General features: G+C 36.2%; 12 protein-coding genes. 9 read left to right on the top strand and 3 right to left on the bottom strand.

Annotation, left to right across the window (positions count from 1 at the left end; translation table 11 throughout):
* Position 1: 1 nt before the first annotated feature.
* From QWY91_RS01840 to QWY91_RS01825, 4 genes are all read left to right on the top strand, one after another.
* The gene (locus tag QWY91_RS01840) at positions 2 to 1003 is read left to right on the top strand and encodes an alcohol dehydrogenase (RefSeq protein WP_290231145.1); all 1002 of its coding nucleotides are present in this window, start codon (positions 2 to 4) and stop codon (positions 1001 to 1003) included.
* Between the two features lie 303 nt (positions 1004 to 1306).
* Positions 1307 to 2125 carry a 3-methyl-2-oxobutanoate hydroxymethyltransferase gene (gene panB / locus QWY91_RS01835; RefSeq protein WP_290231143.1) on the top strand — a complete coding sequence of 273 codons (819 nt, stop codon included), beginning with the start codon at positions 1307 to 1309 and terminating at the stop codon, positions 2123 to 2125.
* A 13-nt stretch (positions 2126 to 2138) separates the two neighbouring features.
* Complete coding sequence (locus QWY91_RS01830) at positions 2139 to 2642, top strand: cupin domain-containing protein (protein WP_290231141.1); 504 nt, start codon at positions 2139 to 2141, stop codon at positions 2640 to 2642.
* Between the two features lie 23 nt (positions 2643 to 2665).
* Positions 2666 to 3364: an RluA family pseudouridine synthase gene (locus tag QWY91_RS01825; protein WP_290231139.1), complete on the top strand. Its 699-nt coding sequence runs from the start codon at positions 2666 to 2668 to the stop codon at positions 3362 to 3364.
* Here QWY91_RS01825 and ypfJ read toward each other — a convergent pair.
* Positions 3361 to 4203: a KPN_02809 family neutral zinc metallopeptidase gene (gene ypfJ / locus QWY91_RS01820; RefSeq protein WP_290231137.1), complete on the bottom strand. Its 843-nt coding sequence runs from the start codon at positions 4201 to 4203 to the stop codon at positions 3361 to 3363. The genes QWY91_RS01825 and ypfJ overlap by 4 nt on opposite strands.
* A 327-nt stretch (positions 4204 to 4530) precedes the next feature.
* On the opposite strand from ypfJ, the gene QWY91_RS01815 reads away from it, so the two are divergent.
* Entirely contained in the window at positions 4531 to 6333 is a 1803-nt protein-coding gene (locus tag QWY91_RS01815; RefSeq protein ID WP_290231135.1) for a glycoside hydrolase family 15 protein, read from the top strand.
* A 15-nt stretch (positions 6334 to 6348) separates the two neighbouring features.
* Here the strand turns inward: QWY91_RS01815 and QWY91_RS01810 are convergent, their stop codons facing one another.
* Both QWY91_RS01810 and QWY91_RS01805 read right to left on the bottom strand, forming a co-directional pair.
* Positions 6349 to 7215, bottom strand: coding sequence for a DMT family transporter (locus QWY91_RS01810; RefSeq protein ID WP_290231133.1), 867 nt, complete (start codon positions 7213 to 7215; stop codon positions 6349 to 6351).
* A gap of 11 nt (positions 7216 to 7226) precedes the next feature.
* Positions 7227 to 8771, bottom strand: coding sequence for a hypothetical protein (locus QWY91_RS01805; RefSeq protein ID WP_290231131.1), 1545 nt, complete (start codon positions 8769 to 8771; stop codon positions 7227 to 7229).
* A gap of 147 nt (positions 8772 to 8918) precedes the next feature.
* Between QWY91_RS01805 and QWY91_RS01800 the strand changes: the two genes are divergently transcribed.
* From QWY91_RS01800 to leuB, 4 genes are all read left to right on the top strand, one after another.
* Positions 8919 to 10091, top strand: coding sequence for a 2-isopropylmalate synthase (locus QWY91_RS01800; RefSeq protein ID WP_290231129.1), 1173 nt, complete (start codon positions 8919 to 8921; stop codon positions 10089 to 10091).
* Between the two features lie 71 nt (positions 10092 to 10162).
* Entirely contained in the window at positions 10163 to 11545 is a 1383-nt protein-coding gene (leuC, locus tag QWY91_RS01795; protein ID WP_290231128.1) for a 3-isopropylmalate dehydratase large subunit, read from the top strand.
* Positions 11545 to 12159, top strand: a complete 615-nt coding sequence (gene leuD / locus QWY91_RS01790) for a 3-isopropylmalate dehydratase small subunit (RefSeq protein WP_290231126.1) — start codon at positions 11545 to 11547, stop codon at positions 12157 to 12159. Before leuC ends, leuD begins: the two co-directional genes overlap by 1 nt.
* A 45-nt stretch (positions 12160 to 12204) precedes the next feature.
* On the top strand, positions 12205 to 13317 hold the full coding sequence (leuB, locus tag QWY91_RS01785; RefSeq protein ID WP_290231124.1) for a 3-isopropylmalate dehydrogenase: 1113 nt from the start codon (positions 12205 to 12207) through the stop codon (positions 13315 to 13317).
* The last annotated feature ends 214 nt before the right edge of the window (positions 13318 to 13531 follow it).

Below are 13531 nucleotides of genomic sequence, written 5' to 3'. Positions count from 1 at the left end.
GATGAAAGCAGTACAAGTAAAAGAAAAAGGTGGAGAATTCGAATACATAGATGTTGATAAACCTTCACCAAAAGAAAACGAAGTTTTAATTAAAATTGAAGCTTGTGGTATTTGCCATAGTGACGCCATTACAAAAGAAGGTTTGATGCCTATCGATTATCCTAGAATTCCTGGTCACGAAGTTGTAGGAATTGTAGAAAAAGTCGGCGATCGTGTTTCACAATGGAAAGAAGGACAACGTGTAGGCGTAGGCTGGCACGGGGGACATTGTTTTGAATGTGAACCTTGTCGTCGTGGTGATTTTATTAACTGCGAGAATGCGAAAATTAGCGGAATCTCTTACGATGGTGGTTATGCCGAATTTATGACCGCACCTCAAGAAGCTATTGCAAGTATTCCAGACGAATTATCTTCAGCAGAAGCTGCTCCATTACTTTGTGCAGGGATTACTGTTTTTAATGCTTTAAGAAATTCAGGAATTACTCCGGGCGATGTTGTCGCTATTCAGGGAATTGGCGGTTTAGGACATTTAGCCGTTCAGTATGCTTCAAAAATGGGAATGCGAACCGTAGCGATTTCGACCAGCGATGATAAAAAATCTTTAGCTTCAGATCTTGGAGCGCAGCATTTTATAAATGCTAAAGAGCAAGATACGGTCGAAGAACTTAAAAAGCTGGGTGGAGCAAAACTAATCTTAGCTACAGCTCCAAACAGTAAAGCTATAAGTAGTGTGGTTGATGGATTAGGTCCCAACGGAAAACTGCTAATTGTAGGTGCTACCGGCGAGCCTGTAGAAGTTTCACCAATGCAATTAATAATGGGAAAAAATTCTGTCGCAGGATGGGCCAGCGGAACCGCTATGGATAGCGAAGACACTTTAAAATTTAGTGCGCTAAGCGGAACCAAACCTATGATCGAAGAATATCCACTTGCTGATGTTGAAGAAGCCTACAAACGAATGATGGATAACGAAGCACGATTTAGAGTGGTTTTAAAACCATAAAGTAAACTTCAAAATAGAACATTTAAGCCATCATTTTTGATGGCTTTTTTAATTGAAAATTTTTCATCTCAGAAAAGCTAAATTAATTCCTGACTTTGTAATAGACCGCATACTTCTTCAAACGCTAAGAAATTATGAATAATAGACTTGCTCAGAAAAGTCGAAAAATAAGCGACACTAAAAAAGTATTGTTAAATGTCTAAAATTGAAAATAAGAAAAGTACAGCATCCCCAATTTCTTGAGGGAATCTTAATTAGTCTCTCATTAAAACCTTATTTTTACGCATACCAAAATTTAAATTAATGTCTGTTGCTAAAAAAGAATATAAAAGAATTACTGTTAAGTCTTTAGTTGATATGAAAAAACGTGGAGAGAGAATCTCTATGTTAACGGCCTACGATTATTCGATGGCAAAAATTATGGATGGCGCAGGGATCGATGTGATCCTTGTTGGCGATTCTGCCAGTAATGTGATGGCGGGTTACGAAACAACGCTTCCAATGACGCTAGATCACATGATCTATCACGCCACAAGTGTCGTAAATGCCATCAACCGTTCTTTAGTTGTGGTCGACCTTCCTTTTGGAACCTACCAAAGTGACCCAAAAGAGGCTCTGCGATCTTCCATTAGAATTATGAAAGAAAGTGGCGCACATGCCATTAAATTAGAAGGTGGTAAAGAAATTAAAGAATCAATTAAACGAATCTTACATGCTGGTATTCCGGTGATGGGCCATTTGGGATTAACACCACAATCCATCTATAAATTTGGTACATATACCGTTAGAGCAAAAGACGAAGAAGAAGCTGAAAAGCTAAAATCTGATGCTAAACTTTTAGAACGCTTAGGATGTTTTGCCGTTGTTTTAGAAAAAGTGCCTGCTAAATTAGCCAAAGAAGTCGCTGAAAGCGTTAGCATTCCGGTAATTGGTATTGGTGCTGGTAACGGCTGTGATGGGCAGGTTTTAGTAGTTCACGATATGTTGGGAATGACCAAAGAATTTAACCCAAGATTCTTAAGAAGATACCTGGATCTTTATACTGAAATGACAGGAGCATTTCAACGGTATGCTGAAGATGTAAAAAGTGGTGATTTTCCTTCGGAAGATGAACAATATTAATTTTTTTTGCTGAATGAATACTGCGGAATCAATTATTGAAAAACTGAAGTTACAACCTCATCCTGAAGGTGGTTACTTTAAAGAAGTCTATCGAAGCGACGATGTTATCACAGCAGATGCATTACCTGAAGCTTTTAAAACAGAACGTAACTATTCGACCAGTATTTATTTTTTACTCACTTCAGAAAATTTTTCAGCATTTCATAAAATAAATCAAGAGGAGATCTGGCATTTTTATGACGGCTCTCCTCTACTCTTATACATGATTTCGCCTTCCGGAGAACTTTCCGAAGTAACTATTGGTAGAAATCTGGAAAAAGGAGAAAAACCTCAATTTGTAGTTCCTAGAAATTATTGGTTTGCTGCTAAAGTTATTCAGCATAATCAATTTTCCTTTGTGGGTTGCACTGTCGCTCCGGGATTCGATTTTGAAGATTTTACATTAGCAGAAAGGGATCATCTTACCAGTGAATTTCCGCAGCATAAAGAGATTATCGCTGAATTTACCAGAAATTAAAATTTCACCTCAAACTATCTATTTTGCCAGAAAAATTACTTTCCTCTAAAGACAATTTACAGATACTTCACGAAGATAACCATGTAATTATCGTGAATAAACGCGTTGGTGATATTGTACAGGGTGATAAAACCGGAGATAAACCTTTAAGTGAGGTTGTAAAATCGTATATCAAAGAAAAATACAATAAACCGGGTAATGTCTACTTAGGCGTTGTTCATCGTTTAGATCGCCCTACAAGTGGTATCGTATTATTTGCAAAAACTTCTAAATCACTACCCAGGCTTAATAAATTATTTCAGGAGAAAGAAGCTAAAAAGACGTATTGGGCGATTGTTAAAAATCGACCGCCAAAAGATCAGGATACACTAGTTCATTTCCTGAAGCGTAATCCAAAACAGAACAAATCTTTCGCTCATAAAAAAGAAGTGCCTGATAGTAAAAAAGCAATTCTAGAATATCGAATTTTGAAAGAATTAGATAACTATTTTTTACTGGAAATCGATTTACAAACCGGGCGACATCACCAAATTCGAAGTCAACTTTCTGCTATTGGCTGTCCAATAAAAGGGGATTTAAAATATGGTTTTGATCGGAGTAATAAAGATGCCGGTATCAATTTACATGCTCGTAAACTGGAGTTTGTTCATCCGGTAAAAAAAGAACCCGTAAACGTAATTGCCGAAGTTCCTAATGAACCTTTATGGAAAGCCTGCACTTAATTTAAAAGTGCATGAAACGTATTTCCTTTACTAATATCGCCGCTACGATACCCTTTCATAAACCACTCCATTCGTTGTGCCGAAGTTCCGTGCGTAAAAGAATCTGGATTTACAGTTCCGTTTACACGACGCTGGATAGCATCATCTCCTACTGCGTTTGCTGCACTTAATGCCTCCTGAATATCGCCTTCCTGAAGATATTCCTGATTATGATTTGCCCAAACTCCTGCATAAAAATCGGCTTGAAGTTCTAATGCAACAGAAAGTTCATTTGCCTGATCCTGTGATTTACCTTGCTGCAATTGTCTAACTTTTTGAGAAGTTCCTAAAACGGTTTGTATATGATGCCCTACTTCGTGAGCAATAACATAGGCAGTGGCAAAATCACCTTTTTCTGCGCCAAATTTATTATGTAGTTCGTCAAAGAATCGAAGATCCAAATATAACTTTTGATCTGCAGGGCAGTAAAACGGTCCCATTGCGGCAGAAGCTCTACCACATCCAGAACTTACGGCATCATCAAATAAGACCATTCCGGGTTTTGGATAATTCATATCATTTTTTGAAAAAATGGAAGTCCAAATATCTTCAGTATCTGCTAATATTGTGGCTGCAAATTCTCCTTCTTCCACTTCTGCTTCAGAAAGTTCGCGAGTTTTTTCAGTCGCTACGCCTGATCGTTCTTCAGATATAAGTTGGCTAACGTCTACTCCTGTAAACAACTGAAGCGCTATTACAATAACTGCCACTATACCGCCACCTGCAATGGTTTTTCCTTTTGTAGACATTCCTCTGCGATCGTCTACATTAGAACTCTGTCTTCTACCTTTCCATTTCATAATTAAGTTTTGAAAATGCTATATTATGAAATTCAGAAACTTAGGACTATATAAATGAATTAAAAATTTGTAAAAAATGATCTTTTGGCAATCTTTTATTGAGATCACTTAATTGCATCAACTCAAAAAGATATTTTCTAATTCAAAAAACTAATAATTATTTGCCAATGCTATGCTAATAATTTGATGGTTCGTTTTTAGTAAATTACATTGTAAAAAAAATTGATTCAATCTTTCCAGAAGTCATTGAGTATTTTTTAATCATAGAATGGAAAATGAAATTGGGGATTGCAAAAGTAGATTGCAACCTGAAGGAGATAAAATAGCATGAGAAAGAATAGATTTACTAAAATAAACAATTACGGATTTATAGGAAACCTACAAACAACAGCTTTGGTTTCGCAACAGGGCGATATCGATTTTATGTGTTTTCCTAATTTTGATTCACCCAGTGTATTTGCGACGATACTAGACGAAGATAAAGGTGGTTGTTTTTCTATTGAACCTTTGATAGAAGATTTAAAATACACGCAATTTTATATTACAGATACAGCAACCTTGATTACGAGATTTTCTTCGGAAAAAGGAGTTGGGGAAATCTGTGATACTATGATTGTAGATGAGAAAGATCACAAATTCAAGTTACTAAGAAAAATTACAACTAATCACGGTAACATCTCGTACCGCGTTAAATGTAAACCTAGATTTGATAATGCGCAGGCAAGACATACTGTAGAACAGCATAAAAATGAAATCACATTCACTACAGATGATGATAATTTTCTTTGTTTAAACAGTTGTAAGGAATTGTATATCTCTCGTGATGATGCTTACTCTGAATTCAAATTAGATGAAAAAGAATCCTGCTATTTTATTTTAACCGATTTCCATCTTTCTGAAGAACAAATAAATAATATGCCATCTTTCGGCGAAAAGTATCATAACGAAAGTCAGGCATACTGGAAAGAATGGATAAGCAAAACTACCTACAAAGGACGATGGGTAGAAACCGTTTTGAGATCTGCTATAACTTTAAAGCTACTTACCTCCCACAAAGAAGGAAGCATTATTGCGGCGCCTACTTTTGGATTACCTGAAAAAATTGGCGGTGAGCGAAATTGGGATTATCGCTACACCTGGATTAGAGACGCGGCTTTCGCTATGTACGCATTTATGAAGCTTGGCTTTAAAGAAGAAGCCAGTGCCTTTTTTAAATGGGTAGAGAAATATTGCTTTAAAGAAAAGATGGATCTGGTGTATACCTATGATGGCAAGACTCCGCCAGATGAATCTACATTAGACCATTTTAATGGCTATAAAAACAGCAAACCTGTTCGCTTAGGGAACGATGCGAAAAACCAAAAACAGCTTGATATTTATGGTGAGCTAATCGATGCAGTTTATGTTTACAATTTGCACGATGGTACTATTAAAAAGAGTTTCTGGAAAAATATTAAACAATATGTAGAATATGTTTGCGAACATTGGAAAGATAAAGATCGCGGAATTTGGGAAATTAGAGGTGATAAGAAAGAGTTTTTACATTCTCGCTTAACCTGTTGGATTGCGTTAGATCGCGGAATAAAGCTTGCAGAAAATAACGATTTAGAGTTTCCAAAAGAGAAATGGGAAGAAATAAGATCGAAAATTAAAGACAGTCTTTATACTGACTTTTGGAGCGAAGAAAAAGAAGCTTTTGTACAACATAGCGAAACCGATGAAATTGATGCATCGGTGATGTTAATGCCTATTCTACACTTTATAGATAAGCACGATGAAAAATGGAAAAAGACGCTTAAAGCGGTAGAACGCGAATTGAAATATGACGTTCTAATTTATCGCTATAGAGCTGCTGAAACTGATACCGACGGGCTAGAAGGCGAAGAAGGTACATTTACAATGTGTTCGTTTTGGTATATCGAATGTCTGGCACTTATGGATCGTCTAGATGAAGCTGCTGAAAATTTCGCTCGAATTCTTGGTTACGGAAATTCACTTAGATTATTTAGTGAACAAATTAGTAAAAGCGGTGAGCAAGTTGGGAATTTCCCACAAGCGCTTACACACCTGGCGATGATTAATGCCTGCCTGGAACTCAATAAAAAGATGAACCGTAAAGCCGAAAATTGATAAAATCAACTTCAGTTATTTTCTAAAACTTCTAAAAATTTCAGTAAAAACAGCAGTAGCAATTAAACAACCTCCGATTATTGTATTAGTGGCAGGAATTTCATTCAGTAAAAAGTAACCGAGCAAAATTCCGTAGATAGGCTGCGCGCTACTAATTATACTGGCGGTTGTTGCTGAAAAATATTTAAAGCTACTTACCATCAACGTGTGACCAACCGAGGTTGTAAACAATCCCAAAACCAGAATTGGCGCTATTTGCGAAGGAATAACTGATAGATCAAAAAAGAACAAAACCGGAAATAATAGAATACTTACAACGAGCATTTGATACATCATCAAAACAGAACCATTGTATTTTGCGGATTCCTGCTTCATTAAAATATTCCGAATAGAATAGAAAAAAGCAGAGCCAACTCCAAAACAAACAGCGATGGTTTGTTGATTATCCAAACTGAATTCGGGAACTAAAAAATATACGCCTAAAAGCACCAATATTCCTAATAGTAGATGGATTTTACTAAAACTTGTTTTCCTGATGAGCGGTTCCAAAAATGTGGTAATTACAGGATACGTATAGATGGAAAGCATCCCAATAGCTACACTCGATAATTTTAAAGATTGAAAATAAGTTAACCAATGGATGCACATTAAAACTCCTGCAAAAAGCACCGTATACAGATCCTTTCTATTTGAGAAACTGATCTTGAATTTTTTAAACTTGCAGAATATAAATAGTGCAAAAATTGCTATAAAAGATCGCAAGAAAATAATCAGGAATGGGCTTAGCTCAATATATCTGCCAAGTGTTCCCGAAGTACTTATAATTATAACTGCGAGATTAAGCTGAAGGATGTGTTTTAAATCGGCTCTTTCTTCAACCAAATTCAATTATTTTAGCGTGCATATTCATTTACTTTATCTTTGATCACATCTGAAACTGGGCGATTATCAATCTTACTTTCCAACCAGGAAATAATATCTAAATATAAAAAAGCTCGACGCTCAAAAGGATGGTCTTCATATTGTTTTAGCGTAGCGTGTAATTTCTTAAATTCATCTTTAATATCTAACGGACTCACATCGGGAAGGTTTCTTAAGAACTTTATCATCTCTTTTTGTACCTCATGCAAATCGTTCATCTTAATTAAAAACTTATATGTCGTTTTTATAAGACGCTCTAAATGATAATCCATGCCGGCTTCATAATGCGCTACCAAACTCAAAATTCTGGAAAAACACATTAAATCTTCTCGCATTTCCAGAGATTTGTTATGGATAATTTTGCGCAAATATTCAATGCATTTTTTGTTGTTTCCGCTTCCAAAATAGAGTGATGCAATTTTATAGTAAAACACCATGATATGATGTTCATCAATTTTACCTTTAAATCGCTTAATCTTTTGGTCTATTTTCTCCACTAAGGTTTCACCGCCATGAAACTCCCCTTTCATAAACTTAAGATTCAGCTTATTTTCATATAAATATAGAAAGGACAACGAGGCAATATTATCATCATCTGGGATTTTTGGATTCTTTAGAGTATCCTCAAATCGATGCAATACTTTCTCGAAAGTAGCCGTATGATTTAGATAGAATAGCGATTCTAACAGATAATGATTCCCCTTTAAATAGAATACGGGATGTACAGGAATTAAATGTTCATTTTCATTAAATAAATCGATCCATTTAGAGGAATATTTAAAAGCATTTAGAAAATTCTGCGTTATAAAGCTATACCACAAATGCGCCTGATATAACCATAATTTCTCTTTAAAACCTAAGTCTGAAAATCTGTATTCTGGTAAATTAGTTTCAAAATAATGCTGAATTGCTTCTGCTTCTTCTTCGGTACGCGCATATCCCATCTTCAGAAAAATACCGTATAACTGAAGGGAAAGATTGGATAATCTACTCGAGATTTCACTAAGTCGCGTAAGTTCTTCGGTTTGCTTAATTAAGGTCTCGGCTCTGTTTTCTATACTTCGGGTGATGTATTGTGATTCTATAATCTTTTCCAATTCTAAAATCTCGTACGCCAGATTTTTTTCTTCGTAAGCCAAAGCAGTAGTTTTTGTTTTATCCAAAAGCTTCAGGCTTTGCTTATAAAGTCCTTTTCGGTATAAAATAATCGCAAAATCCAATTGCTCTCTAATCTGAATTGGGATACTTTGATGGGCAGGATTCAAACGCAAACTAATTAAAATCTGCTTATATAAATGCGCTTTAATATTAGATAATTGCTGCTTACTAATATTGGTGTTTTTTAGTACAAATTCTTCGTCATATTTCTTCTGTTTTGATAAAACCTTAAAAAGATTGAGAAATTTGCTATCCGTATTCACTCCAATTCTTCCAACATATAGCGAAAACTGGCGCTTTTCTGAAGGAGATAGGGATTTAATTAGAGAAAATAGGTTATCGGTTAAATCATTAGTCATTGTAACAAGATAGTTTTTAAATAACTGAAAATCAGATATATTACGTAAATATATCGACTTTAATTATCGTAACACTTTACAGAGCTCGCTAGTGTAGCAATACTCTTTATAATACTTTAGTTAAAGATAAAGTAAAAAAATACTCTTATGAGCGCAGAAAAGGTAGAAATTTTTGACACAACTTTGAGAGACGGAGAGCAAGTTCCGGGCTGTAAATTAAATACAGAACAGAAGGTAAAGATTGCGGCAAGATTGGATGAGCTGGGTGTAGATGTTATTGAAGCCGGCTTCCCTGTATCAAGCCCAGGTGATTTTAGATCTGTTACTGAAATTTCAAAAATCGCAAAAAATGCTGCCGTTTGTGGACTCACCAGAGCTGTAAAAAAAGATATCGAAGTTGCTGCTGAAGCTTTAAAATATGCTAAGAAACCACGTATTCATACGGGTATTGGAACTTCAGATTCTCATATTAAATATAAATTCAACGCGACCAGAGAGCAAATTATAGAACGTGCAGTAAATGCTGTTTCTTACGCTAAAAATTTTGCAGACGATGTTGAATTTTATGCTGAAGATGCCGGCAGAACAGACAATGCGTTTTTAGCGCAGGTCTGCCAGGAAGTCGTCAACGCTGGTGCCACGGTTTTAAATATTCCAGACACTACAGGATATTGTCTTCCTGAAGAATATGGTAAAAAAATCAAGTATCTTAAAGATCACGTAGTAGGTATCGGTAATGTAACCATTTCTTGCCACTGCCATAACGATTTAGGTTTAGCAACAGCTAATGCTATCGCAGGAGTTTCTAATGGAGCGCGCCAAATTGAGTGTACCATTAATGGCATTGGTGAACGTGCCGGGAATACAGCTTTAGAAGAAGTCGTAATGATTCTTCGCCAGCATCCTACATTAAATCTAAATACAGATATTAATCAAAAATTATTGTTTGAATTGAGCAATATGGTTTCCAGAGAAATGGGAATGTATGTTCAGCCGAATAAAGCGATAGTTGGTGCTAATGCTTTTGCTCATAGCTCTGGTATTCACCAGGACGGTGTGATTAAAAATCGCGAAACTTACGAAATTATCGATCCGGCTGATGTTGGAGTAACAGAATCTGCGATTGTACTTACCGCTCGTAGTGGACGTGCCGCTTTAGCGTATAAAGCTAAAAAAGTAGGCTATAATCTTACAAAATTAGAATTAGATACGGTTTATGCAGAATTTCTTAACTATGCAGATATGAGAAAAGAGGTTTTGGATGATGATATTCACGAAATCATGCAGATCTCAAAAAAGAAATTTAAAGCAATTGCCTAACATAAAATACTGAGTTTTTATTAGAATTCAGACAAACACAGCCCTCGTGCTGTGTTTAAAACTTTAAAGAAATGAAGAAGACCCTATTCGATAAAATTTGGGATGCCCACGTGGTAGAATCGATTCCGGATGGCCCGGATATTTTATATATTGATCAACATTTAATTCATGAAGTTACGAGTCCGCAGGCTTTTAATGAACTGAAGGAACGCGATATCCCGGTTTTTCGACCAAATAAGATCGTTGCTACGGCAGATCATAATACCCCAACCGAAAATCAGCATTTACCTGTTAAGGATTTGCTTTCTAGGAAACAATTAAAAGAACTCTCGCAAAACTGCGAAGAAAATGATATTACGCTTTACGGTTTAGGACATCCCTACAACGGGATCGTTCACGTAATGGCGCCAGAACTTGGGATCACCCAACCGGGAAAAACTATGGTTTGTGGTGATAGCCATACTTCTACACACGGCGCTTTTGGTGCTATTGCTTTTGGTATAGGTACAAGTCAGGTAACTCAAGTTTTTGCATCACAATGTTTATTGGTAGAAAAACCAAAAAGATTACGTGTAAATGTTAACGGAAATCTGAAAAAAGGAGTAACCCCAAAAGATGTTATTCTTTATGTAATTAGTAAACTGGGAACGAACTCTGGTACTGGCTACTTTTGTGAATACGCAGGAGATGTTTTTGAAAATATGTCGATGGAAGGACGTATGACCGTTTGTAATATGAGTATTGAAATGGGCGCTAGAGGCGGACTTATAGCACCAGATCAAATTGCTTATGATTATGTTGAAGGAAGAGAATTTGCTCCTAAAGGAGAAGAATTTGATAAACTGAAAGCCTACTGGGAAACCTTAAAAACCGATGAAGGCGCAGCTTTCGATCAGGAATATTCGTTTGAAGCTGAAGATATCGAACCAATGATTACCTACGGAACTAATCCGGGAATGGGAATCAAAATTACTGGAGCAATACCGGTAGAAGGTGGTAAAAGCGATGCCAAAGCTTTAAGTTATATGGGTTTTAAACCAGGTGAAAGTTTAATCGACAAAACGATCAACTATATTTTTATTGGTAGTTGTACCAATAGTCGTATTGAAGATTTTAGACTGGCAGCAAATTACATTAAAGGAAAGAAAAAAGCTGAAAATGTAAATGCATTGATCGTTCCGGGGAGTAGACAAGTTGCCGCTCAAATTCAGGAAGAAGGATTAGATAAAGTATTCGAGGCTGCTGGTTTTACACTAAGACAACCTGGATGTTCAGCTTGTTTAGCGATGAACGATGATAAAATTCCGGAAGGAGAATATTGTGTTTCTACCAGTAATAGAAATTTTGAAGGAAGACAAGGACAAGGATCCAGAACAATATTAGCAAGCCCACTTACCGCGGCAGCAACAGCCGTAGCCGGAAAAATAACCGACTTTACAAAAAGTTTGAATTAATGGAAAAATTCACCACACTACAAGATACAGCCGTCCCTTTAGAGGTCGAAAATATAGATACCGATCAAATTATACCTGCACGTTTCCTTAAGGCAACTGATAAAGCAGGTTTTGGAGAGAATCTTTTTAAAGACTGGCGTTTTGACAAAGATGGAAAGCCGGTTGAAGATTTCACTTTAAACCAAGATCAATATTCAGGACAACTATTAATCGCCGGAAACAACTTTGGTTGTGGTTCCAGTAGAGAGCACGCAGCATGGGCATTAAAAGCTTATGGTTTCAAAGTTGTTGTTTCCAGTTATTTTGCCGATATTTTTAAAGGAAATGCACTGAACAATGGATTATTGCCTGTTCAGGTTTCTCCTGAATTTTTAGATGAACTCTTTCTTGCAATTCGAAAAGACAACAAAGAAAGTTTTAAAGTTGATCTTGAAAATCAGAAAGTTGAAATTATCAGCAGTGGCAAATCAGAAAATTTTGCCATTGATCCTTATAAAAAGACCTGTTTAATTAATGGTTTTGATGATATTGACTTTTTAGTTAGTAAATTAGAAGCCATTAAGAATTTTGAAGAAAAACAAACGCAAAGGCGTGAAGCTGCGGTTCAGCAATAAGATTGATATAAATTGAATCAAAGCTTTTAGAGACGACAATTACTTATGAAACTTAAAATAGCCGTATTAGCCGGAGACGGAATAGGACCTGAAATTACGCAACAATCGATAAAAGTACTTAAAGCAATCGCCGATCGTTTTGATCACGACTTTGAGTTCGAAGATGCCATCGTTGGTGCTGCTGCTATAGACTTATTAGAAAATCCGCTGCCTGAAGCGACATTAGATCTTTGTAAAAAATCTAATGCTGTTTTATTTGGTGCTATTGGTCATCCAAAGTATGACAACGATCCTGACGCTAAAGTACGACCAGAACAGGGACTTTTAAGATTGAGAAAAGAACTTGGCCTTTTTGCTAATATTCGCCCGGTAACTACTTATGCTAAGCTTATCGATCAGTCTCCATTGCGACCAGAAAGAATCGAAGGAGCAGACTTGACGATTTTTAGAGAACTGACAGGCGGGATCTATTTTGGAGAAAAAAGCCAGAGCGAGGACGGGCAAAGCGCAACCGACATTTGCACCTATTCTGTTATGGAAATAGAAAGAATGGCGCATTTGGCCTTTAAAGCTGCGCAACAGCGTCGTAAGAAGCTAACGTTGGTTGATAAAGCCAATGTTTTAGAAACTTCCCGACTTTGGAGAAAAACGGTTAAGAAAATTGCTGAAGAATACAAAGATGTAGCATTAGATTTCTTATTCGTGGATAATGCTGCTATGCAGATGATTTTAAATCCTAAACAATTTGATGTAATTCTTACTGAAAATATGTTTGGCGATATTATTTCTGATGAAGCCAGCGTGATTGGCGGAAGTATCGGATTATTAGCTTCTGCTTCAGTGGGTGGTGATAATGCGATGTTCGAACCTATTCATGGTTCTTATCCACAAGCCACCGGTAAAGGAATTGCCAATCCCGTAGCTTCGATCCTTTCTGCAGCAATGCTTTTGGATCATTTTGGTTTAACTGAAGAAGGAGACGTAATTAGAAAAGCTGTTGCCGTAAGCATCAATTTAAATGTATGTACTGAAGATATCAATAAAGATAATCCTTACAGTACTGAAAAAGTAGGTGACTTCTTAGAAGGTTTAATTAGCGAATCTGAAAATAATATCAACGACGAAAACCTGAATTTTGGGCAAATGACCATTATTTAAATACTGCTGAATACTGTCATTCTGTACTCGTTTCAGAATCTTATAAGAAAATATGAGATTCTTTCCCGATATATCGGGATGTGAAGAACAAAGAAAAATCTTAGTTGTATATTTAAAAAGGAGCTGAAATTGTCGAATTTCATCTCCTTTTTTATTTTCAGCAATATTTTCCATTTAAACTGTAGCCAGTACATCTGCTTTTTTATTTCAGAAT

It is taken from the genome of Zunongwangia endophytica (assembly GCF_030409505.1).
GTDB classification, from domain to species: Bacteria; Bacteroidota; Bacteroidia; order Flavobacteriales; family Flavobacteriaceae; genus Zunongwangia; species Zunongwangia endophytica.
This window is presented reverse-complemented; position numbering and strand designations above follow the sequence as displayed.

Excerpts from the sequence above, each read along its gene's own strand:
- QWY91_RS01840 (WP_290231145.1), top strand. The coding sequence starts at position 2 with ATGAAAGCAGTACAAGTAAAAGAAAAAGGTGGAGAATTCGAATACATA.
- panB (WP_290231143.1), top strand. The coding sequence starts at position 1,307 with ATGTCTGTTGCTAAAAAAGAATATAAAAGAATTACTGTTAAGTCTTTA.
- QWY91_RS01830 (WP_290231141.1), top strand. The coding sequence starts at position 2,139 with ATGAATACTGCGGAATCAATTATTGAAAAACTGAAGTTACAACCTCAT.
- ypfJ (WP_290231137.1), bottom strand. The coding sequence starts at position 4,203 with ATGAAATGGAAAGGTAGAAGACAGAGTTCTAATGTAGACGATCGCAGA.
- QWY91_RS01815 (WP_290231135.1), top strand. The coding sequence starts at position 4,531 with ATGAGAAAGAATAGATTTACTAAAATAAACAATTACGGATTTATAGGA.
- QWY91_RS01805 (WP_290231131.1), bottom strand. The coding sequence starts at position 8,771 with ATGACTAATGATTTAACCGATAACCTATTTTCTCTAATTAAATCCCTA.
- QWY91_RS01800 (WP_290231129.1), top strand. The coding sequence starts at position 8,919 with ATGAGCGCAGAAAAGGTAGAAATTTTTGACACAACTTTGAGAGACGGA.
- leuC (WP_290231128.1), top strand. The coding sequence starts at position 10,163 with ATGAAGAAGACCCTATTCGATAAAATTTGGGATGCCCACGTGGTAGAA.
- leuD (WP_290231126.1), top strand. The coding sequence starts at position 11,545 with ATGGAAAAATTCACCACACTACAAGATACAGCCGTCCCTTTAGAGGTC.
- leuB (WP_290231124.1), top strand. The coding sequence starts at position 12,205 with ATGAAACTTAAAATAGCCGTATTAGCCGGAGACGGAATAGGACCTGAA.